This window comes from Arthrobacter sp. TMN-49, from assembly GCF_054511095.1.
Genome location: NZ_JBTNDH010000012.1, coordinates 81,797 through 102,877 on the forward strand (window position 1 = coordinate 81,797; position 21,081 = coordinate 102,877).

Sequence of the window (21,081 nt, forward strand, 5' to 3'; positions counted from 1 at the left end):
TGCCGCCGTTTGACACAAATGCCATAGTTCGAACTGTGGCATTTGTGTCAAACGGTGGCATTTTTCGACGCAGCCAGAAGCTAGCCGCCGGAAACGTCCAATTCGGCACCCACGAGCTCAACTTTTTGCGAACCGCTCAACGTGCGCTCGTTGAGCCAGCCCTCCGGCAGGGCTGTGCGCTTGGGCGTGCCGGCCCGGCCGCGGGGACCTTCAGCGTCAACACCCGGGTACGGGGAGTCCATGTCGAGTTGGTCCAACAAGCCGCGCAGCACCTCAAGGGTGGGAACCGCCGACAGTTGCGCACGAAGCTCGCCGCCAACAACGTAGCCCTTGAAGTACCAGGCCATGTGCTTGCGGATGTCGCGCAGGGCCTTGTTCTCGTCGTCGAACGTGTCAACCAGGAGTTCGGCGTGGCGGTACACCGCAGCGGACACCTCCGCCAACCCGGGTTTGTGCCGGGTGTCGCTGCCTTCAAAGGCTGCCATCAAATCACCGAAAAGCCAGGGGCGCCCCTGGCAGCCGCGGCCCACCACCACGCCATCCACACCTGTCTGGCGGACCATGGCGACAGCATCTTCGGCGCTCCAAATATCACCATTGCCCAGCACGGGGATGTCCGGCAGGGCTTCGCGCAGCCGCGCAATGGCGTCCCAGTCCGCCTTGCCCGAGTAGAACTGGCTGGCTGTGCGGCCGTGGAGGGCGACCGCGGCAACACCTGAGTCCCGGGCAATCCGCCCGGCTTCCAAATAGGTCAGGTGGTCATCGTCGATGCCCTTGCGCATCTTGATGGTCAGCGGAATCTCGCCCTTGGCCGCCTCCCGGACAGCCGTCTGCACAATGGCGGTGAACAGATCGATCTTCCACGGCAATGCTGCGCCACCACCACGGCGGGTCACCTTGGCCACGGGGCAGCCAAAGTTCAAATCGATGTGGTCCGCGTGCTTTTCTTCGACCAGCATGCGCACGGCCTTGCCCACAGTTTCAGGGTCGACGCCGTACAGCTGGACGGAGCGAATCTTCTCATCCTCGTCGTGGCTGATCAGGCGCATTGACTCCGGGGTGCGCTCCACCAAGGCACGTGAGGTGACCATTTCGGAGACAAAAACACCACCACCGTGCTCGCGGCAGAGCCTGCGGAAGGCGGTGTTGGTGATCCCGGCCATGGGGGCAAGCACGACCGGGGTGTCCACGGTGATGTTGCCAAGCTTCAGGGGCGGGAGGTCCAGTTTGGTGTCGCTGGTGGGGATATCTGTAACAGTCACCGTTCAATTCTCTCAAATCCGTGCAAATTAAGCGCCCCACCCAATCAGGGCAGCCCAATCGGCAGCCGGCGGGCGGCCCAACGGGACACCCCGGACCCGTTCCGCCCAGGTGCCACCACAGGCACTCGCCCGGTTCGTGTGTGAACAAGTTCACCAGCTAGGGCTCTCCTTGAGGGTTCGCACCAACCCAAGAATCTTGCTAGACTGACTGGTCAGTACAAAGAATTGACCTTGATCGGTTCGGCCATGAAAGCAACGACCCGTCCGATCCAGATCCACTGGTGCTCACCAGATCCCAGCGGATGACCCAAAAACTGCTCCAAAGAAGGAACCACTGTGCAGATTCATGCCAACAATCTTGCGCTGTCAGCAGGCCGAGGCCCTGTTTACGGCCCACTCACCTTTGAACTCGACGGCGGCCTCAGCGTGCTCCGCGGCGACGCCGGAAGCGGACGGACATCGTTGCTGCTCACCCTGGCCGGACGCATGAGGCATCACGAAGGCAGTCTCCTGGTGGGAGGGTACGAACTCCCCCGCCAGCTGCGCGCCGTCCAAAAGCGCACCTCGGTGGTTGGCTTTGCCGGGATTGATGAGCTCGAAGAGTCGGTCACAGTGGGGGCAGCGCTGAAGGAACGCCTCGCGTGGCTGTCCCCCTGGTGGTCGGTGGTTCGTAAGCTCAACGACGTGGACGTGGCCGAGATCTGCGCCCCAAGCTTTGGTGGCGAGCCGATCCCCCACGCCAACACAGTCATCTGGGATTTGAGCGACACCCAAGCGTTCCTGCTCCGCATTGCCCTGGCCATGATGAGCAGCCCCAAAATCCTCTTCGTCGATGATCTGGAGCAGATTCGCAGCAGCGAATCCCGGGCTATCCTTTGGGACCGGCTGGCCTACCTTGCCGGGGAGCTGACGGACGTGGTGGTGTCAGCATCGTCCCTGGACGCCCAGCTGTGGGATCAACTGGACATTCAACCGAACGTGGTGGACCTCGGTGCCCACATAACCGCCCCCGCCGCGGATGTAGCGCCCGACACAGATCCAACAGCACAACAAGAACTGATCCAGGAGAGCGTCTAAATGTTTGCCTTTTTATCCTCCGGCACTGAACTGAGCCGGTTCAAGCGCGGCAAGATGCCCAAGATTGCCATTGCCGTGATGCTCTTCATTCCGCTGATTTACGGCGCCCTGTACCTGTGGGCCTTCCAAGCACCTGACAAGCACATGGACCAACTGCCCGTGGCCCTTGTCAATGAAGATGTGGGTGCCACCAATGGCGGCGAGTCCGTCGCCGCCGGCCAGGACCTGACCACGAAGTTGCTCGACGGCATGGACCTGTCATGGGAGCAAACTGACACAGCCGGCGCTGCGCAGGGCGTGGCAGATGGCAAGTACTACTTTGCCCTGACTATCCCCCGCGACTTCTCCGAAAAGGCTGTTTCGGTGGGCACCGACAAGCCCGCGCAAACCATGCTCGATGTGGAATTCAACGATGCCAACAACTTCCTGTCCAGCGTTCTGGGCAAGCAGGCCATGGCCCAGGTCCGTGACGCCGTCTCCGAACAGCTCGGCGAGCAGACCTCCTCGACCCTTTTGGTGGGATTGCACGACGCCGGAGCCGGGCTTCGTGCCGCCGCTGACGGTTCCGCCGACGTCACCAAGGGCCTTGGTACGGCCAAGGACGGTGCCGGCAAGTTGGTTGTTGGCATGAAGGAACTGTCCACCGGATCGGTGACCCTCAAGGACGGCGCAGTCCAGCTTTCCGACGGCGCCTCAGCCCTGTCCAACGGTGTCAGCTCGCTCGCTGGCGGCGCCGCAACGTTGAACACGGGAGCGTCGTCCCTTTCGACAGGGGCCAACTCGCTGGCAACAGGCATGGGGCAGCTGAACACCGGCGCCACACAGCTGGCTGCCGGCAGCAGCACCCTGACGGCCGGCACCGGGCAGCTGGCCGCCAGCTTGACCGGGTCCATCCCGGACGCGCAAAAGTTGGACAAGGGCGCGGCCACCTTGTCAGCAGGTGCCGAAACCTTGTCCTCGAGCGCAGCCACGCTTTCCGGATCCGCAACAACATTGGCCACCGGCGCCGATGGGGTGGCAGCCGGTGCTGCACAGACCTCCGCACAGTTGGCCAAACTGATTACCAGCGCCGAAAACATGCCGCCGGGAACACCTGCCAGCGCCTTGGTGGACAGCCTGAAGCAGTTGCAAGCCGAAGCCGCCACACCCGTGGCGGCAGGTGCAGGCCAGGTGGCGGCTGGTGCGCATGCACTCTCCTCCGATGGCACCACCCCCCTTGCCGCGGGCGCAGCCAAACTGTCCGCCGGTGCCACCGAGGTATCCCAGGGAGTCACAAAACTCTCCACAGGTGTCAGCGACGCAGCAGCGGGTGCCGACAAACTTGCCAAGGGTGCCGCCACGTTGAATACCGGTGCCGTCACCCTGTCCGAGGGTGTTGACAGCGCGGCAACGGGTTCCGCCGATGTCGCCGCAGGTGCTGTGAAGGTTTCCGGCGGTGCCGCAGCACTTTCCACTGGCGCCGGTACTGCCAAGGACGGCGCGGCCGCGTTGGCCAGCGGTGCCGGCACACTGAGTAAGGGCACCGCCGACCTGGCAACAGGAACCGGAACGCTCCTTGACGGCGGCACCTCGCTGTCCGCCGGCGCCGAGAAGCTGGCCGCAGGCAGCCAGCAGCTCACCGACAAACTCGATGACGGCGGTAAGGCTATCCCCAACGATTCCGCGCAGTTGCTGGAGCAAAAGTCCCAGGTTTTGGCAGCCCCCGTAGCCGTCAACGCAGAGTGGGCCAATGAGTCCAAGAGCTTTGGTGAGGGTTTTGCCCCGTTCTTCATTGCCCTGGCCACCTTCGTGGGCGCCTTGATTTCCTGGCTGTTGCTGCGCGCCCTGCCCACCAGGGCCCTGGCCGCCGGCGCGAACGGCTTGCGCAGCGTCCTGACAGGTCTGCTGCCTGCCTTGGCCATTGGGCTGGGACAGGTGCTGATCATGATGGCTGTCCTGTTGTGGGGCTTGGACCTGAAGCCGGTCTACCCCGTCGCCATGGCTGCCTTCATCTACCTGACTACTGTGGCGTTCCTTGCCCTGCAACAGATGTTCATCATCATTTTTGGTACAGCAACGGGCCGTGTGGTCAGTCTGGTGCTCCTGATGCTGCAGCTGAGCTCCTCGGGTGGAACATACCCGGTGGAGACCACTCCCGGCTTCTTCCAGGCCCTTCACCCGTTCATGCCCGCGACATATGTGGTGGATGGACTTAGGGAGCTGATGACGGGTGGCATAGACTCCCGGTTGTGGATCTCTGTGGCATTCCTTGCTGTCCTGACGGTGGCCTCGGTGGCCGTCAGCTCGTTCAGCGCGGGCCGCCAACGAGTCTTCTCCATCAAGCGCCTGCATCCTGAACTAGAGATGTAAACAACTGCGCCAGCCCTGGCCCATGCACCGCCCACTTTTAGCACCCTAAGGAATCCCCCGTGTCTCGCATCTCACCCACCAAACAGGCCATCTTGGCTGCCGCACTGGAACTGGGTGCGTTGCACGGGATTTCCGGGACCACCATGGAAGAGGTCGCCGAGCGGGCAGGCGTGGCCAAGGGCAGCGTCTATTACAACTTCTCCTCCAAGGACAAGCTTTTTGAGGAGTTGCTGACGGCCGGTGTCAGCACGCTGTCGGCAACGCTGCGCGCGGCCCGCCAACAAGCGGGTGGGTTTGGCGCCATCGAGGCCATGGTCACCCAGATGCTGACATTGATTGCCGAGAACCGAGCCCTGGCGAAGCTGATGGCTGCGGAAATTTTCCGCACCGACAGGGCCTGGCAGCACACGGTGAGTGCGTTGCGTCGTGAAGGCGTCTCGGAGATTGGCACGGCGCTAACCCCCCTGGTCCCGGCGGGCACGCCGGAGGCCACCCGGCTGTTGATGGCCGGCGGCATTTTCGGGGCAACCCTCATGGGCGGATTGGAATGGCTGTTGTTCACCCCCGAGACGGCAGTGGAGGAAGTTACCGCCGCCATTCTCTTCACCTATTCCGGCAAGCTTGCCGCGGGAGCCTGACCCCACCAGAAATCTATGTCGCAGTTCGCCGTCCCCGCGGAAAGCCCTTTTCGGCCAACAACTGCGACACAGATTTAAGGGGAAAACGACGGCGGGAGGTTACCTTGCAACTACAAGGTGACCTCCCGCCGTCGTACTTTTGGGTTACAGCCCCAGGATGCTGGTGGCGATCACAAAGTAAATGATCAGCCCGGCAGCATCAACAAACGTTGAAATGAACGGGTTGGAAAACACTGCCGGATCCGCCCTGACGGCCTTGCCCAGCAGCGGCATGAGCCCGCCAATGCTGGCCGCCATGGTGCATACGCCCAGCAATGTCAGGCCGATGACCAGGCCCATGGGCACGGTGAAGGCCAGTGATGCGATGACGAATCCCAGTGTTCCCAGCAGCAACCCCAGGAAGGCGCCCACGCGCACCTCGCGGGCAAAGACCTTCAGGACATCCTGCGGCCGCACATCCCCCAACGCCAGGGCACGGGTGATGGTGGTGGCCGCCTGGTTGCCGGTGTTCCCGCCCGTGCCGATCAGCAGGGGAATGAACAAGGAGAGCACCACTTGCTGTTCAAGGGTCGCCGCGAACGCCCCAATGACCTGCACCGTCAGCGTGGCACCCACTGCCAGCACCAAAAGCCACACAACCCTGGCCCGCACAATGGCGTTGACGGGGGTGGCCAGATACGGCCGGCGCAACGGTTCGGTGCCGCCCGAACGCGCCGCGTCCTCGGTTTCGGCGTCCTCAAGGATCCGCAAGGCATCGTCAACTGTCAGGATCCCGACAAGGCGCTCCTCGGCGTCGACAATCGGCAGCACCAACACCTTGGCATCGGCGCAATAACGCGCGGCCTCCTCTGCATTGTCTGCTGCCCGAAAGCTCAGCGGCTTCTTCATGACGTCGGCGATCAGCGCGGAGTCATCGGCGCGCAGGACGTCGCGCAGGGAGATCACGCCCACCAGGTGGCGGCCGGTGTCCGTGACGGGAATCGTGTAGATGCTCTCGGCCTCATCGAGTTGCGTGCGCACGCGGGCAAACGTCTCGGCGACGGTAAGGTGCGGATGTGTGGTGACAAACTCGGGGCTCATGTAGCGCCCCACGGCCCGCTGCGGGTAGCCCAGCACCGTGTTAGTCAGTGCCCGTTCCTTCTCATCAAGACCGGAGATCAATCGGTTGGCAACGGATGCCGGCAGCTCATCCATCAGGGCCACGCGGTCATCCGGGCTCAGCTGCTCAAAGACATCGGCAACGTCGGCTTCCTGCAACCCGGCGACCAGATCCGCCTGAACAGAGGCGTCCAGGCGCTCAAACACTTCCAGGGCCCGGCCCTTGGGCAGGGTGCGGTAGGCCACCGCACGGTCAATGGTGCTCAATCGTTCCAGCTGCTCCAGCGTTTCGGAGATGTTCAGTGGCGCCAGGGCCTGCGCCACGGCAGCGGGATTGTGCGCGCCCAGGCCCTTGCTCAGAAGCTCGGCGCTGTCGTCAAAGGTCTGGATGGGGTATTTGATCATGGTCCGGTTCCCTCCGGTGTGTGCACGTCAACAGGCCTCGGCGCGGGCCGTGGCTCGGTGCAAAAAATGGGTGTGTGGCGTCATGCGCTGAAAACCGCTACCGCACGAGATTGAGGCCGGCCAGGACAACTCACCTGATGCCCGAACCAGAAATTCGGGCGTCCCAGCCACGGCGCAACGGCACGATGCATCCGTGGCTCACTGCGGGTTTTGGGACTACTTAAGTGGTTGTTTCCCTCTGGCGCAGGCGAGGCTCGCGCGGTGCGGTAGATCGACTATGTCCGTCTTCCATGCGTGCGGCTCACCTCCATCTACACCGGGCCCAACCGGGCTAGTTGACTGCCCTTGCTGGGAATCGTGGAGAAACCGGGCACCCCCGTCATTATAGGTCACGTCGCGTAGCAAACACGAATCACGCGTGGTCGGCCGCCGACGCTAGCCGGGAAGGGATTGTATTCTTCGCGGCAGGCCCTAAGAATGGACTATGACTGTCACGGTGCGGGCCCTAGAAACAGCAGTTCCAGCCACTATTTTGATTCAGCCCCAAGCCAGGGACGTGTTTGCCGCCCAGCCGGGGCTGACCCGCCTGGGCCAACGCTTGGTGCGGACCTGCTTTGATGCGGCAGCCATTGACACCCGGCACACGGCGGTTGCCGAAATGAGTCTTGACTTCCACGGGCCTGATCCCATGTTTTACGACGGCGCCAGCGGACTGTTGCTCAACCCCTCCACGAAGGAACGCAACGACTTGTTCGCCACCGAAGCGACAGCCTTGTTCATTGAGGCCGCAGCCAAGGCCCTGGCTGCCTGCCGTGAGCTGTCCGCCCCCGATATCACCCACGTGGTGACTGTTTCCTGTACAGGGTTTTTCAACCCGGGCCCGGACTATAAAATTGTTCGTGCGCTGGGGCTCAGCCCTTCGGTGCAGCGCTACCATTTGGGGTTCATGGGGTGCTATGCAGCGTTCCCGGCCCTGCGGGCGGCCAAGGCGTTTTGTGAAGCAGATCCTGACGCCGTGGTGCTGGTTGTGTCGGTGGAACTGTGTTCGCTGCATGTGCGCACCTCCAACGACCCCGACACCATCATGGGCTCCTCCTTGTTCGCCGACGGTGCCGGCGCGGCCATCATCACCGCCCGGGAGCTGCCCTACTCCGGCCCGGTCATTGAACTGGACCATTTTGAAACCGTCCTGACACCTGTCGGTGAGGACTCCATGGCCTGGAACATTGGCGACCACGGCTTTGAAATGGTGCTCGACAGTTATGTGCCGCGCATCATTGATGACCACATTGTGGGCGCCCTGGAGCCGCTGCTGGCCAGCTCCCCCGCCCTGGCAGGACTCCGCTATGAGGATATTGCGCACTGGGCCATCCATCCCGGCGGCAGGAGCATCTTGGACAAGGTTCAAGCCAAGTTGGAACTCACCGAGGAACAACTCATCCCGGCCCGTGAAACACTGCGCAACTTTGGCAACATGAGCAGCGCAACGGTGTTGTTTGTGCTTAAACACATTCTGGAGCAACCGGCACGGCAGCGGCGGGAGAACATTTGTGGCATGGCCTTCGGCCCCGGGCTCACAGTGGAGACATCGCTGTTCACCAAAGTCTCGGAACCTCCTCGCGAACCGTTAGCCGCCGCAGGGAGCCAGTTTGAAGACGCACTCAGGGCCTAGGCCCACCGGTTTCCTGCGCACCCGTGACCTCACAGCGGTGGAGGAAATGGACAAGGCAGACTGCGATCTTGCCACACTGCACAGGACCTACGCCCAGTTTCCCCTCATCAACGCGGTGGTGTCCGGCTGGCGCAGCAGCTACCGGCACCGCATCCGCCCGCTCCTGTCCGCCTCGAGCAAAACAACCCTGCTGGACATCGGGTGCGGCGGCGGCGACGTGGCCCGCAGCCTGGCCCGCTGGGCGGCTCGGGACGGCTTGTGGCTGGAGGTGACAGCCATTGACCCGGATGCTCGTGCTCTTTCCTTTGCCCGGGCCCAGCCGGCAACGCCGCGCCTGCACTTTCGGCAGGCCCTCAGCGCCACCCTGGTCGCCGAAGGTGCCGTGTTCGACGTCGTCATTTCAAACCACATACTCCACCACCTCACCCCGGCACAGTTGCAGGACGTGCTGGCCGATTCCGCCCACTTGGCCACGGCCGCGGTGATCCACAGCGACATTGCCCGCAGCCCCGTGGCCTACGCCCTCTTCCGTGCCGGGACGCTGCCCTTCTTCCCGGGGTCCTTCATTCGGCGCGACGGGCTGACATCCATCAGGCGCAGTTACACGGCCGGGGAACTGCGCGCCCTGGCACCTCCGGGCTGGGTTGTCGGCGCCGAGCGGCCCTACCGGAACGTGCTGCGCTACACCCCGGCAGCAGTCGGTGGCCACCATGCTTGATGTGGTCATTGTGGGGGCCGGGCCGGTGGGCTTGCACCTGGGCGTACTCCTCCTCCAGGCTGGGCTCAGGGTGCGCATCCTTGAGCAACGCACCGAGCGCAGCGCCCATTCGCGCGCCATCGGCATCCACCCCCCTGGCATTGCCGCGCTGGCCGACGCCGGAATAGCCCCCGCCCTGCTCCGGGAGGGCGTGCAGATCACCCGAGGCGTGGCCCGCGCGGCGGGGAAGGTCGTGAGCGAACTACGCTTCGACCTCCTCGGCAACGACTACCCGTTCATCCTGTCCCTCCCCCAGGCCCGCACCGAGGCCCTGTTGGCGGCACGGGTGGCCGACCTTGACGCCGGGGCCCTGCGCCGTGGCCTCACGGTCACCTCCGTGCACGACGCCGGCGCAGCACTGACGCTGACGGCCTCCCCGAGCGCCGTGGCGGGCGTGGGCGGACCCGACGCCGCGAGCCAGTCGTTCACCGCCCGGCTGGTGGTGGGCGCCGACGGGGCACGGTCCACGCTCCGCCGGGAACTGGGCATCGCCACGCGGGGGCGCAACTACCCCGACACGTATTTGATGGGCGATTTTCCCGACACAGGCTCCGACGGCTCCACGGCCGTGCTGTATTTGGAACCGGGCGGCATTGTCGAGTCGTTCCCGCTGCCGGGCGGGGTGCGGCGCTGGGTGGTCCACACCGACACGCTCGAAAGCGGTGCCGGCCCCGCGGAGCTGGCCGGGCTCATCGCCGAACGCACCGGGGTGGTGGTGCCCGCCGAAGCCAACAGCATGCTCAGCGCCTTTGCCGTCAGGTCCCGGCTGGCGACCCGCATGGTGGCGGGCCGGGCAGCACTGATTGGGGACGCCGCCCACGAGATCAGCCCCATCGGGGGCCAAGGCATGAACCTGGGCTTGCAGGATGCAACAGCGCTGGCCCCCATCATCGTGGCAGCCCTGCGCGGCGAACGCACGGGGCTCCGGCTGGAGGCGTTTGAACGCTCACGCATGGCTGCGGCCGCCCAAGCCTCAGCCCAGGCGTGGCTGAACATGGCGCTGGGACGTCCCGCGCCGGCGTCGTTCCTTGAAAAACGGCACCAACTGCTCCGGGCAGCACTGCACACCCAGTGGTCCAGGGATGTGGTGGCGCGCCGTTTCAGCATGACGCCGTGGCGGGCAGGCCCGGGCACGAGTCGATGACGAGTTAGCCCGCAGCGGCTCGGCAGTCAGCTCACGGGCAATGCCTCCGGGGCGTCCGTCGTGACTTTTGCGGTGTCCCCGGTCTTGCCGAGATCGGCCCTGCGCCCTGTCGATTTCACCACTGCCACAGCGATAGCCGTGGTGACCGGAATGGCCAAGACCAGACCGATCGAGCCGACAAGGATCTGCACGACTTCCTCGGCCAGTTCGGCACTGGTCAAGGCGTTGAGCAGGGGCTGGTCATACAAGGAGACCATGAGCAGCACCGGCAGGGCGCCGCCAGCATAGGCGAAGGCGATGGTGTAGACGGTGGAGGCGATGTGGTCGCGCCCAATTCGCATGGCCGAAGTGAACAGTTCACGGGTGCTGGTGTGCGGGGCCAGCTCGTACAGCTCCCACACGGCCGAGGACTGGGTGATGGTCACGTCGTTGAGCACGCCAAGACCTGAAATGACAAGACCACACAGGATCATTCCGGACAGCGACATGCCCTGGGTCAGGCTCAACAGCTGATAGGAGTTGTGCCCGGCGCTGCCAGTCAGGGATGCCGCATCCACAGCCCAATAGGCCATTCCCGCGGTGACCCCGAGCCCAAACAGGGTTCCCAGCAAGGCCGTGGATGTTCGGGCCGAGAATCCGTGGGCAAAGTACAGCACCCCAAACATGATGGCCGAGGAACCCACCAACGCCACCAGCAGGGGAGGTTGTCCTTCGGCCAGGGCGGGCAGGATAAACCAGGCAAGCACGGCAAACGCCCCGCCAAGTCCGACGATGGCGCGCAGGCCACGCCATCTGGCCACGGCAATGACCACCACCACGTACAGCACGGCAAGGAGCCCCATCGGCAGGGTGCGGACAAAGTCCATGAAGACGTATTCCGTCCCCGGGTTCTCGGTGCCGGTGAGACCTGCGAGCCTGGACAGGTTCAGGAAACTGATCCTGTCACCGGCGTGCACCCCGCCGGCCTGGACAACGTCGGGGCTGACCACGACCGGCACATCGGCACCACCCTCCACGGCCGTGTAGGCGATGAAACAGCTGGCCGCCGGGGTGCCAGCAACACTGCCGGGACAATCCGCCGTGGCGGTGCGTTCGACCACACCGGTATCGATGCTGGCCCCCGGCGCCGCCGTGTACGGGTTCCCGGCAGCCGGTGCCTCACTGGCACCGCTGGGCCACATCATCGCCATGGCCACGAGTGTGAGCACGGCCAGCGGCGCCAGAATCCAGCTCAGCAGGACCACGGCCCGGCGGCGCGCGGCCTTTCGGCGGCGCAGCTCCGGCCGGCTCAGGAGAGTGTCGTCAGTTTCAGCGTGCGAATGAGAATGTCCCATGAGCCGTCATCAGTCCTTTAGCTTGTGTACGTCTGGACGTCTTTTTCCAGGATCTCAGCGAGCGTTCCCCGGGATCTGAGTGGCAGTTGTTGGACGCCAAACACCGAATTTCGATGAAATTGGTCCAACAACTGCTACACAGATCTGGAGGGCGGGGCGGGGATTACTCGCCGACCACCAGTGTTTCGGTGCCACGCACCTTGGCAGCACCCACGGCAATCATGGGGTTGACCACCGCCGCAAGGGCTTCCATGGAATCATCCAACTCCAACAGCACCGGGTACTGGTGGGTGATCAGGGCCAGCAGCTCGTACACGACCTGCACGGCTTCTTCGCGGCCCAGTGCGGGCTCGACACCGAGGAAAACCTCGGAGGCGCTGGCCGTTGCTGCTTCCTCGGTGCCGATGCTGCCCTGGGAATAGCTCAAGGCGAAGGCCTGAATTTTGCCCTTCTTGCTGGGCGCAACATCAGCCCCGAAGGCACTGGCCGGGTCGGCCCGCAGCACCAGGGCACCGTGAGCTCCCGTGAGGTCATCGAGGAACATGCGCTGCACGACGCCGGGGCTGAGCGGTCCCGTGGGATCCCACACGTTCACGGATTCGTAGTAGCGGCCCACCACATCGCTCAGCTCAACCGAGCCGGTGGCCAAGTCCTGAAGACGGGCGGTTGCCTCCGCCTCGGTGCCGCCACCAAAGCTGGGCAGCGCCAGTGCCCCGGGACCCACTTCAATGACCCTGTTGCGTTGGAGCACGCCCAGGCCCATGGCCTGGGCAAAAGCAGCGCCGGAGGTTTCCGGGGCCACCTTGCTACGCAACGCCGTCGTACCGACCAACCCGGCGGCAAGCGCGCCGTCGGTCTCACGACGCAACATGGTCAGCAAGGTCGCACCCACGCCTGCGCGGCGGTGGTCCTTGGCAACCTCAACATAGGCCCACAGGCGGGCCGGGTGAAGTTTCGTCGAGTACACAACACCGGCGGCCACGGGGATGCCCTGGTCCTCGGCGACGATGGTGCGCCGCCACGGATTTGCGTCCTGTTCCGGCGCCAACGCGGCACGGAACTGCCCGGCCGGGGCGGAGTCGGCGTCTCCCCAGATCTGCCGAAGCGTCAGGTCATCGCCGTCCTGCCACGGCCGGTACGTCAGTTCAGCCATGCTCAGGCACCCAGGAGGCGGGTAGCCAGATACGCCTGCACCTCATCCAGGGGCACGCGCTCCTGGCTCATGGTGTCGCGCTCACGGATGGTCACCGCATTGTCCTCGAGGGTTTCGAAGTCAATGGTGATGCAGAACGGTGTGCCGATCTCATCCTGGCGGCGGTAACGGCGGCCGATGGCGCCGGCGTCGTCGAAGTCGATGTTCCAGTGCTTGCGCAAGGTGTTGGCAAGCTCCTTGGCCTTCGGGGACAGCTCCTCGTTGCGGCTCAGCGGCAACACGGCGGCCTTGACGGGGGCCAGGCGCGGATCCAGCTTCAGGACTGTGCGCTTGTCCACGCCACCCTTGGCGTTGGGGGCCTCATCCTCAACGAATGCGTCCACTAAGAACGCCATCATTGAACGGGTCAGGCCGAAGGAAGGCTCAATAACGTAGGGGGTGAACCGCTCGCCCGTTGCCTGGTTGAAGTAGCTCAAATCGGTGCCGGAGCCCTTGGTGTGCGAGCCCAGGTCGTAGTCGGTGCGGTTGGCAACACCCATGAGCTCACCCCACTTGGAACCCTGGAAGCCGAAGTTGTACTCGAAGTCAATGGTGCCGGCGGAGTAGTGGGCGCGCTCGTCCTCGGGGACGTCAAAGCGGCGCATGTTCTCCGGGTTGATGCCCAAATCGATGAACCAATCCCAGCACAGCTCGACCCATTCCTTGAACCACTTCTCGGCGTCTTCGCCGGGCACAAAGAACTCGATTTCCATCTGCTCGAACTCACGGGTGCGGAAGATGAAGTTTCCGGGGGTGATCTCGTTGCGGAAGGCCTTGCCGATCTGGCCGATGCCGAACGGGGGCTTCTTGCGGGAGGTGGTGAGCACGTTGTTGAAGTTCACAAAGATGCCCTGCGCGGTTTCAGGGCGCATGTAGGCCATGCCGGCCTCACTGTCCACCGGGCCCAGGAACGTCTTCATCAGGCCGGAGAAGAGCTGCGGCTCGGTCCACTGGCCCTTGGTGCCACAATCGGGGCAGACAATGTCATCCATGCCGTTTTCCGGCTGGCGGCCCTTCTTGGCCTCAAAGGCTTCCAAGAGGTGGTCCTGGCGGTGGCGCTTGTGGCACTGGGTGCACTCGACCAGCGGGTCGGTGAACGTTGCCACGTGGCCTGAGGCTTCCCAGACTGCTTTGGGCAAGATGATGGAGGAGTCAAGGCCCACCATGTCCTCGCGTCCGCGCACAAAGGACTGCCACCATTCGCGCTTGATGTTTTCCTTCAGCTCAACACCGAGGGGGCCGTAATCCCAGGCCGACCGTGAACCGCCGTAAATCTCACCGGCCTGAAAAACAAAGCCGCGACGTTTCGCGAGTGAAATGACCTGGTCAAGCTTGGACTGAGGCGCCACTGTTTACTCCTAATAAATACGAGGCCGCTGGGTGCGGTCCGTCCCGGCCTCAAGCCTACCGTTCGGTAGCTGTTCGGCGAGAATTGAGGGGTGCCGCGCACGGCGTGCACCTCTCTGCGGCTCGCGGCGCAACCTGCCTCCGCGGCTCAGGCGCAACCTCGGCGCGGCTCAGGCGCAACCTCGGCGCGGCTCAGGCGAGCAGAACACAGGTGGGGCTGCCATAGTCCAACCATTGGACGACGTCGGCCCCGGGCAGGCCATCGGCGCCCAGTTCAAGGACTGCCACAGTGTTGGAGAGCTGGTTGGCCACGTAGATCTTGTGATGCCCCACAGCGAAGTGCCGCGGCCATTTGCCCCCACACCAGACCTCGCCCAAGAATCGTGGCGCGGCGGGTGCCGCCGTACTGCCTGCCTGCACGTCCAGGCCCGTCACATCCAACGTCACCAGGGTGTCCGGGCCTCGGACTGCAGCATACAATTTGCGCCCGTCCGAGGAGAGCTGGATGTGCGACGGGTAGAACTCCGGGGCTGCTTCTGATTCATCAGCTGCCGGCGCCAACGCGGTTTTAAACAGCCAATGCCAAAAGTAGTCGGCCTCGGCGGTTGCGCTGCTGGTGCGGCGCGGAGTCCTTTGCAGCACGTGCACACAACCGTCAAGTTCGCCAGCCACCAACAAAAAATCACCCTTGATGGCCACATGGCGGGGCCCTGTCCCCGGCGGCAGTTGTGCCGATCGCAGGAGAGTGTGATCTTCGCCCACCGCGGCGTACTCATCCACCCGGTCCGCCCCAAGGTCCGCCACCAGCACGCTCCCCCAGGGTGTGGGCGTCACTTGATGAGCGTGTGATTCGCCTTGGCGTTCCACCACCGGACCGCTGCCGGGGTGCGCCAAAACGTGGGGCGCTGTTGTGGCGCCGCCGAGCAAGCCATCGCGCGACAGCACGGACGCCGTGCCCGAGGAGTAGTTGGCCACCCACACATTGCCTTCGGCCAGGGCGACGTGGCAGGGATCGGCGCCCAGGGTTGGGGCCCGGCCGAGCAATTCCAGCGTGAGCGGATCAACGGCAACCACGTGTCCCTGCGTCCGTTCCTCGACGGCCAGCAGCAGCCCGCCACCTGCGCTGAGAAAGGAAGGATTTAGTACAGCCGCGCTTTTTCCTAGCTGTGGCCCCACAGTGCCATCGGCGAACATCTCAAACCGGGACAATCCCGGGCCGGCACCGTAGCCCTCTTCGGTGTAGCCGCTAACAAAAATGGCAGGTGTGGATGGCATGACTGATTCTCCCTATGAAATATGGCCTTGGCTCCAAGCTACCCGCCTGCACGGCGGCATCGCCATCATGCGGCACAATTAAGTCATGAGTTCACACGAGATCATTGACATCCCCATCCGCGACGACATGATCCGACTGGGACAGCTGCTAAAACTTGCCAGCTTGGTGGAGGACGGTGTGGAAGCTGCCGATCTCATCAAAGCCGGACTGGTGAAGGTCAATGGCGAGATCGACGAACGCCGGGGCCGCCAATTGCGCAACGGGGACACTGTCACTGTCAACGGCGAAACCGTCCGCATCACGGCAGGGCAGTAACCTCAGCTAGCCCCACAGTTCAGCGAGGTAGCCGGTGAGCGTCGAGAACGACTCCTTAAGGGGGCGGGTCTCGACGCTCACCGGCTACCTCGGCGGCTGGGGTTTTACTTCAGCGCCAAGACCTTGTACCGCAAGAATTCGCCCACATGGGAGATCTCCTGGGCATTGATGCCGTGGAAGATCCCGGTGTAGAGAACCTTTGTCAGTTGTACGTTGGCTCGCATCCACACATTCGTGGACTCAATGGCCGCCTCCGGAATGACGGGGTCGGCCTGGTCACGGCCCCAGAAAACTTCAGGCTTGATGGCAGCCACAGCCGCGTCGTCAAAGAACGCATCGCCCTGGTCATCAACCACAAAACCTGACAACCCCACGACCGCCGCATAGTCGGCCGGTTTGTGCCGCAACAGTGTTGTGGCCAGGCACATGCCCTGGGAGAAGCCCAACAAGCTCACCGAAGTGTGGTTGGCGCGGACAGTTTCAAGCCACTCCTCAACCACCGCCGCCGCCTGCTTCACAGCTACCACCGAATAGCTCAGGTCGTTGCGCAGCGGGAACCAGGCGTAGCCGGGACCGGTTTGCAGGGGGGCGCGCACTGACGCCACAGTGAATTCTGCTGGCAGCTGATCAGCCAGCGAAAAAAGGTCAGCCTCATCCGAACCGTAGCCGTGAAAAATGACCAGCAGGGGTGTTCCACTGCGCTCGGATTCGGGACGTGACCATAGGATTGTGGGAGTTTCGCTCATTCCCTCATCCTTCCATGAGGTGCCCCTTGCCCAAAAAGGAGGGGGTGGCGAAACCCGACGCCTAGGGGCAGGATGGGATGGTGAACGAATTTATGGCACCCAGTCAACCATCCGCGCAGCGCCACCCGTGGAACCGATATGTGGCCCTGGGCGACTCCTTTACCGAGGGAATTGGCGATCCCGAGCCGAGCAGCCCCGGCGGCTATCGCGGCTGGGCCGACAGGCTTGCCGAGGAACTCAGCCGCGATCATAAAGATTTCCGCTACGCGAATCTGGCAATTCGTGGCCGGCTCCTGGGCCAGATCCTGGGTGAGCAAGTCGCGCCGGCGCTGGAGCTCAAGCCGGACCTCATCAGCATCTCAGCCGGTGGCAACGATCTGATCCGGCCGGGCTCTGATCCCGATGCCCTGGCCGAATCACTGGATGCCGCCGTCGGAAAGATGAGCGCCGCCGGCGCCACCGTGCTGCTCTTTAATGGTCCCGACATCCGGGACACCCCCGTGCTGGGCATGGTGCGCGGGCGGGTGGCGATTTACAACGAGAACTTGCGCACCATCGCCGCCCGACATGACGCAGTGGTGGCCGATATGTGGTCCCTGCGCCAGTTGGCGGATTCACAGATGTGGGCCGATGACCGCCTACACTTTGCCCCGCTGGGGCACCACACCGTCACCATCATGGCGTTGAACGCTCTCAATGTCCCCCACGCGCTCGCACCGCAACACCCAAAACCGTTGCCGCCGCAGAGATGGCAGACGGCGCGGGCCGGGGACTTGGTGTGGGCCAGGGAATTCTTGTTTCCCTGGGTGCTGCGCAGGCTGCGCCACCAATCCTCCGGCGACGGCATCTCAGCCAAACGCCCCACCCCGGGCCCCGTCTTTGGCCCCGGCATGGGCGCAGGCTCTGACCTAGCCCGAGCCAAGGAGTAAACCGCCAACGGGCGCGTCACAACCCCAAGTGCACCCCGCAAAAGCATCTGGCCCGGCGGCAGGCGGACTAGGATGAGAAGAGGCGCTGGACTCAGCAGCCCATATGTAGAAGAGGTGCGTTGTGCCCATCATGGTCGAACCATTGGCGACAAGTACAGTTGCTGCCTCGTCCAGCAGCTCATCCGGCGTGCAGCCGGTGTTTATCTTGCTGATTGTGGGCGTCGTGCTCCTCAGTGCCTACCTCAGATCCGCCAGCCGCAAACGGCGCGCCGCCCGGGAGAACATCTACAATCCGCCCAGCCCCACAGGCCGGCCCGGCGTGGCCCACCAGCCAAGCAACGCCCCCTATGTTGGAACCTTGCTCAATGGTGTCCCGCTGCGCAACTACGACACCTCCCATGGCCACCAAACAACAAGTTTCGCCAATGAACGCATGAAGGCGGAGGCGGAGCTCAAGCTACAGCTCGATGCGCTGGACACCGCGCGCCGCAACGGCCAGGTCACAGCTGAGCAGTACGCCGTTCACCGTGAAGCGATTTTCAAGAAATTCTAGACATCCAGAGCTGACCCGCAGAAAACGGCGAAAATTGCGTCACAGACGCATATTTTCGCCGTTTTCTGCGGGTCAGTTCTGGGTGGTGCCGGCTAGTTCCTGAAGAAGGATTCTGACAACAGCTCCCCCACCACAGCCACCTCGGTGAGGAAGCCGTCATGACCTATGGCCGAGTCGATCCGGTGCACAGTCACCGAACCGGGCAGCGCCGCCGCCAACGCCTGCGACTGGGCGGGGAAGTACAGCCGGTCGCTCTCGACAGCTGCCAGTAGGAATTCAACCCCCGCGGTTGCCGCCAACGCCTGCGCCAGGGTGCCGCGTCCCCGGCCCACATCGTGGCTCATCAACGCCTCCGTGATGGCAATGTAGCTGTTGGCGTCAAAACGACCCACCAACTTGTGCGCCTGATGGTCGAGGTAGCTCTCCACCTGGTACCTGTTGCCAGCTGCCCCCGGAGCCCTCAAGCGGTCATGACTGATGGGGTCCTCACCGCCTTGAGCGTTGCGGCCAAACCGGGATTCCATCTCCGTTTCCGAACGATAGTTGATGTGGGCGATCCGCCGGGCCAGCCCCAATCCCTGGGTGGGTGCTGCGCCGTCGTAGTAGTCCCCGCCGGCAAAGTTGGGGTCCTGCCGGATGGCGAGGGTCTGCGCCTGGGCGAAGGCAATCTGTTCGGCCGTGCTCGCCGCGCAGGCAGCCACCACGGCGCACCGTTGTACCCGCTGCGGATAGCTGGCCGCCCACTCCAAGGCACGGGCTCCGCCCATGGAGCCGCCCACCACAGCATGCCACAACCGCACCCCGAGCAGGTCGGCCAGGCGCGCCTCGGCATGCACCGAGTCGCGAATGGTGACGAAGGGGAAACGGGAGCCGTAGGGCTTGCCGTCGCCGGCAATGCTGGAGGGGCCGGTGGTGCCGTAGCAGCCGCCGAGCATGTTCGCGCACACCACAAAGTACTTGTTGGTGTCGATGACTTCCCCTGGCCCGACCAGCCCTTCCCACCAGCCGTCTTCCTCGGATTCGCCGCGGCTCACATGAGTGCTGCCGGTCAACGCGTGCAGGATCAGTACGGCGTTGTCCGCGGCAGCGTTCAGCGTCCCCCAGCATTCAAAGGCCATGGTCACCGAGGGCAACGAGCCCCCGGCTTCCAGCGGCAGTGCGCCAATATCGAGTGAACGCAGCACCCCGCCGCCTTGCCCGACGGCCGCGGAGAACCCTGCACCCACGGGTGTGGCCGTCACCGGGGCAAACCCGGTGGCAACAACGCTTTCTTCTTCCGTGCGTCCCACGGCCATCACGCTTGTTTTGCTGCGCGGAATCCGGCTTCCAGGTCGGCAAGGATGTCTGCAATGTTCTCAATCCCCACCGAGAGACGAACCAGCCCGGGGCGCACGCCGGCCGCCGCTTGCTGCTCCGGTGAAAGCTGCGCATGAGTGGTCGACGCCGGGTGGATGACCAAGGAGCGCACGTCGCCAATGTTGGCCACATGGGAGTGCAGTTCCAGGCCGTCAACGAACCGCTTGCCAGCCTCGGCACCGCCCTTGATGTCGAAGGCGATGACGGCGCCGATGCCCTTGGGCCCGTACTTGCGCCCGCGCTCAAACCAGGGGCTGGAGGGGATGCCTGCGTAAGCCACGGCCTCCACGTTCTCATTCGTCTCAAGCCATTGCGCCACGGCAACTGCGTTGCTGACGTGGCGCTCCACGCGCAGGCTCAACGTCTCGATGCCCTGGGCGATGAGGAAGGCGTTGAACGGTGCAACAGCCGAACCAAGGTCGCGCAACAACTGCACCCTGGCCTTGAGGATGTAGGCCAGGTTGGCGCCCAGGGCGCTGCCCACACCCAAATCACGGGCATACACCAAGCCGTTGTACGTCTCATCGGGGGTATTGAAGCCGGGGAACTTCTCCGGGTTGGCGGCGAAGTCGAACGTGCCGCCGTCGACAATCACACCGGCGATGGCGCTGCCGTGGCCGCCCAAGTACTTGGTGGCGGAGTGGATGACAATGTCAGCACCCCATTCCAGCGGGCGGATCAGGTACGGGGTGGCCAGGGTGTTGTCCACCAACAGTGGCACGCCTGCCTCGTGGGCGATGGCGCTGATGTTTTCAAGGTCCAGCACGTCCTGGCGCGGGTTTGAAACGACTTCACCAAAGAACGCCTTGGTGTTGGGCCGGACGGCTGCGCGCCATTCATCCAAGTTGTCGGGGTCCGAGACGAAGGTGACCTCGATGCCGAGCTTTTTCAGGCTGTGGGCCAGCAGGTTGTAGGTGCCGCCGTAGATGCTGGGGCTGGAGACAATGTGGTCACCTGCTTCGGCCAGGTTCAAGATGGCAAAGGTGGTGGCAGCTTGGCCGGAGGCGAGCAGCAGTGCTGCCACGCCGCCTTCCAGGCTGGCAATGCGCTGTTCGACGGCGTCCTGGGTGGGGTTGCCGATGCGGGTGTAAATCGGCTCCAACTCCGCCAACGCGAAACGTGCGGCTGCACTCTCGGCGGAGGGGAAAACAAAGGATGTTGTCTGGTAGATCGGCAGGGCACGCGCACCTGTGGTGGCGTCCGGCTCCTGGCCTACGTGGATCTGACGGGTTTCAAATGACCATCCGTTGCTCATGGTTGAATTCCTTCACACTAGAGGCCTGCGCCAAAACCCTCCAACGCAGTGTGCGTGAAGGGGCTTAGACTCGATGGCCCGCGCTTGCACTGGAACCGGGCGGCTCAGTGCCAGGTCTTCACCCGGGGCACCCCACCGCGGAAGGAGGGTTGCCGGTCAGCGAGCCGGGGCTTGTCGCTGACACTCATGACCTACATCCAGTGTGGAAGATCCGTTCAGGCGCCGCAAGATTGTGACGAGTTTATGACCTTTGCCGAACATGTGCTTGAAATATGCGCCCATACGTGGAATTGGCTGAATTTATGGGCAATCCCGACGCCGTGGAGGGACCGATGATGCCGCCCTGAAGTTTTATAGCGGCAGTGTCTGTTCAGTT

Annotated in this window: 18 protein-coding genes and 1 riboswitch; of the genes, 9 read left to right on the forward strand and 9 right to left on the reverse strand. The window is 63.8% G+C overall.

Translation table 11 applies throughout. The features are described 5' to 3' along the window. Window positions 1-80 precede the first annotated feature (80 nt). A complete protein-coding gene (gene dusB / locus ACX80E_RS07520; protein ID WP_459301295.1) occupies window positions 81-1,262 on the reverse strand; it encodes a tRNA dihydrouridine synthase DusB in 1,182 nt (393 codons plus the stop codon). Between the two features lie 336 nt (window positions 1,263-1,598). On the opposite strand from dusB, the gene ACX80E_RS07525 reads away from it, so the two are divergent. Genes ACX80E_RS07525 through ACX80E_RS07535 form a run of 3 tightly spaced genes read left to right on the forward strand, consistent with a single transcriptional unit; the run spans window position 1,599 to window position 5,326 of the window. Next, entirely contained in the window at window positions 1,599-2,339 is a 741-nt protein-coding gene (locus tag ACX80E_RS07525) for an ATP-binding cassette domain-containing protein (RefSeq protein WP_459301296.1), read from the forward strand. Beyond that, window positions 2,340-4,688: a YhgE/Pip family protein gene (locus ACX80E_RS07530; protein WP_459301297.1), complete on the forward strand. Its 2,349-nt coding sequence runs from the start codon at window positions 2,340-2,342 to the stop codon at window positions 4,686-4,688. A 59-nt stretch (window positions 4,689-4,747) separates the two neighbouring features. Beyond that, entirely contained in the window at window positions 4,748-5,326 is a 579-nt protein-coding gene (locus ACX80E_RS07535) for a TetR/AcrR family transcriptional regulator (RefSeq protein WP_459301298.1), read from the forward strand. Between the two features lie 144 nt (window positions 5,327-5,470). Here the strand turns inward: ACX80E_RS07535 and mgtE are convergent, their stop codons facing one another. Then, entirely contained in the window at window positions 5,471-6,829 is a 1,359-nt protein-coding gene (gene mgtE / locus ACX80E_RS07540) for a magnesium transporter (RefSeq protein WP_459301299.1), read from the reverse strand. Window positions 6,830-7,313: 484 nt separating this feature from the next. Here mgtE and ACX80E_RS07545 point away from each other — a divergent pair, with 484 nt between their 5' ends. From ACX80E_RS07545 to ACX80E_RS07555, 3 genes are read left to right on the forward strand one after another with little or no spacing between them, the layout of a single operon-like run. Then, window positions 7,314-8,501, forward strand: a complete 1,188-nt coding sequence (locus ACX80E_RS07545) for a type III polyketide synthase (RefSeq protein ID WP_459301300.1) — start codon at window positions 7,314-7,316, stop codon at window positions 8,499-8,501. Then, window positions 8,479-9,219, forward strand: a complete 741-nt coding sequence (locus tag ACX80E_RS07550; RefSeq protein ID WP_459301301.1) for a class I SAM-dependent methyltransferase — start codon at window positions 8,479-8,481, stop codon at window positions 9,217-9,219. The genes ACX80E_RS07545 and ACX80E_RS07550 overlap by 23 nt, the downstream gene beginning before the upstream one ends. Beyond that, the gene (locus tag ACX80E_RS07555) at window positions 9,212-10,402 is read left to right on the forward strand and encodes an FAD-dependent oxidoreductase (RefSeq protein ID WP_459301318.1); all 1,191 of its coding nucleotides are present in this window, start codon (window positions 9,212-9,214) and stop codon (window positions 10,400-10,402) included. Before ACX80E_RS07550 ends, ACX80E_RS07555 begins: the two co-directional genes overlap by 8 nt. A 26-nt stretch (window positions 10,403-10,428) precedes the next feature. Here the strand turns inward: ACX80E_RS07555 and ACX80E_RS07560 are convergent, their stop codons facing one another. The 4 genes from ACX80E_RS07560 to ACX80E_RS07575 all read right to left on the reverse strand — a co-directional run bounded on the left by ACX80E_RS07560 (window position 10,429) and on the right by ACX80E_RS07575 (window position 15,550). After that, window positions 10,429-11,736, reverse strand: coding sequence for a YibE/F family protein (locus tag ACX80E_RS07560; protein ID WP_459301302.1), 1,308 nt, complete (start codon window positions 11,734-11,736; stop codon window positions 10,429-10,431). A 163-nt stretch (window positions 11,737-11,899) separates the two neighbouring features. After that, window positions 11,900-12,889, reverse strand: a complete 990-nt coding sequence (locus tag ACX80E_RS07565; protein WP_459301303.1) for a GNAT family N-acetyltransferase — start codon at window positions 12,887-12,889, stop codon at window positions 11,900-11,902. A 2-nt stretch (window positions 12,890-12,891) separates the two neighbouring features. Further along, window positions 12,892-14,277: a glycine--tRNA ligase gene (locus tag ACX80E_RS07570; protein WP_459301304.1), complete on the reverse strand. Its 1,386-nt coding sequence runs from the start codon at window positions 14,275-14,277 to the stop codon at window positions 12,892-12,894. Window positions 14,278-14,467: 190 nt separating this feature from the next. Then, window positions 14,468-15,550 carry a lactonase family protein gene (locus ACX80E_RS07575; RefSeq protein ID WP_459301305.1) on the reverse strand — a complete coding sequence of 361 codons (1,083 nt, stop codon included), beginning with the start codon at window positions 15,548-15,550 and terminating at the stop codon, window positions 14,468-14,470. 85 nt (window positions 15,551-15,635) lie between these two features. Between ACX80E_RS07575 and ACX80E_RS07580 the strand changes: the two genes are divergently transcribed. After that, window positions 15,636-15,866 carry an RNA-binding S4 domain-containing protein gene (locus ACX80E_RS07580; RefSeq protein WP_459301306.1) on the forward strand — a complete coding sequence of 77 codons (231 nt, stop codon included), beginning with the start codon at window positions 15,636-15,638 and terminating at the stop codon, window positions 15,864-15,866. Between the two features lie 104 nt (window positions 15,867-15,970). On the opposite strand, the gene ACX80E_RS07585 is transcribed toward ACX80E_RS07580, so the two are convergent. Next, entirely contained in the window at window positions 15,971-16,612 is a 642-nt protein-coding gene (locus tag ACX80E_RS07585; protein WP_459301307.1) for an alpha/beta hydrolase, read from the reverse strand. A gap of 77 nt (window positions 16,613-16,689) precedes the next feature. On the opposite strand from ACX80E_RS07585, the gene ACX80E_RS07590 reads away from it, so the two are divergent. Both ACX80E_RS07590 and ACX80E_RS07595 read left to right on the forward strand, forming a co-directional pair. Next, the gene (locus ACX80E_RS07590) at window positions 16,690-17,541 is read left to right on the forward strand and encodes an SGNH/GDSL hydrolase family protein (protein ID WP_459301308.1); all 852 of its coding nucleotides are present in this window, start codon (window positions 16,690-16,692) and stop codon (window positions 17,539-17,541) included. Between the two features lie 130 nt (window positions 17,542-17,671). Beyond that, on the forward strand, window positions 17,672-18,094 hold the full coding sequence (locus tag ACX80E_RS07595) for a hypothetical protein (protein ID WP_459301309.1): 423 nt from the start codon (window positions 17,672-17,674) through the stop codon (window positions 18,092-18,094). A 92-nt stretch (window positions 18,095-18,186) separates the two neighbouring features. Here ACX80E_RS07595 and metX read toward each other — a convergent pair whose 3' ends face one another. Continuing rightward, entirely contained in the window at window positions 18,187-19,320 is a 1,134-nt protein-coding gene (gene metX, locus ACX80E_RS07600; protein WP_459301319.1) for a homoserine O-acetyltransferase MetX, read from the reverse strand. A gap of 68 nt (window positions 19,321-19,388) precedes the next feature. Then, a complete protein-coding gene (locus tag ACX80E_RS07605; protein ID WP_459301310.1) occupies window positions 19,389-20,705 on the reverse strand; it encodes a bifunctional o-acetylhomoserine/o-acetylserine sulfhydrylase in 1,317 nt (438 codons plus the stop codon). A 75-nt stretch (window positions 20,706-20,780) separates the two neighbouring features. Beyond that, window positions 20,781-20,897, reverse strand: a riboswitch (SAM riboswitch). Between the last annotated feature and the right edge of the window lie 184 nt (window positions 20,898-21,081).

What these genes read in the sequence shown, in the direction of transcription:
- ACX80E_RS07530 (WP_459301297.1), top strand. Translation starts at nt 2,340, where the DNA reads ATGTTTGCCTTTTTATCCTCCGGCACTGAACTGAGCCGGTTCAAGCGC.
- mgtE (WP_459301299.1), bottom strand. Translation starts at nt 6,829, where the DNA reads ATGATCAAATACCCCATCCAGACCTTTGACGACAGCGCCGAGCTTCTG.
- ACX80E_RS07545 (WP_459301300.1), top strand. Translation starts at nt 7,314, where the DNA reads ATGACTGTCACGGTGCGGGCCCTAGAAACAGCAGTTCCAGCCACTATT.
- ACX80E_RS07555 (WP_459301318.1), top strand. Translation starts at nt 9,212, where the DNA reads ATGCTTGATGTGGTCATTGTGGGGGCCGGGCCGGTGGGCTTGCACCTG.
- ACX80E_RS07560 (WP_459301302.1), bottom strand. Translation starts at nt 11,736, where the DNA reads ATGGGACATTCTCATTCGCACGCTGAAACTGACGACACTCTCCTGAGC.
- ACX80E_RS07565 (WP_459301303.1), bottom strand. Translation starts at nt 12,889, where the DNA reads ATGGCTGAACTGACGTACCGGCCGTGGCAGGACGGCGATGACCTGACG.
- ACX80E_RS07575 (WP_459301305.1), bottom strand. Translation starts at nt 15,550, where the DNA reads ATGCCATCCACACCTGCCATTTTTGTTAGCGGCTACACCGAAGAGGGC.
- ACX80E_RS07580 (WP_459301306.1), top strand. Translation starts at nt 15,636, where the DNA reads ATGAGTTCACACGAGATCATTGACATCCCCATCCGCGACGACATGATC.
- ACX80E_RS07585 (WP_459301307.1), bottom strand. Translation starts at nt 16,612, where the DNA reads ATGAGCGAAACTCCCACAATCCTATGGTCACGTCCCGAATCCGAGCGC.
- ACX80E_RS07590 (WP_459301308.1), top strand. Translation starts at nt 16,690, where the DNA reads ATGGTGAACGAATTTATGGCACCCAGTCAACCATCCGCGCAGCGCCAC.
- ACX80E_RS07595 (WP_459301309.1), top strand. Translation starts at nt 17,672, where the DNA reads ATGGTCGAACCATTGGCGACAAGTACAGTTGCTGCCTCGTCCAGCAGC.
- ACX80E_RS07605 (WP_459301310.1), bottom strand. Translation starts at nt 20,705, where the DNA reads ATGAGCAACGGATGGTCATTTGAAACCCGTCAGATCCACGTAGGCCAG.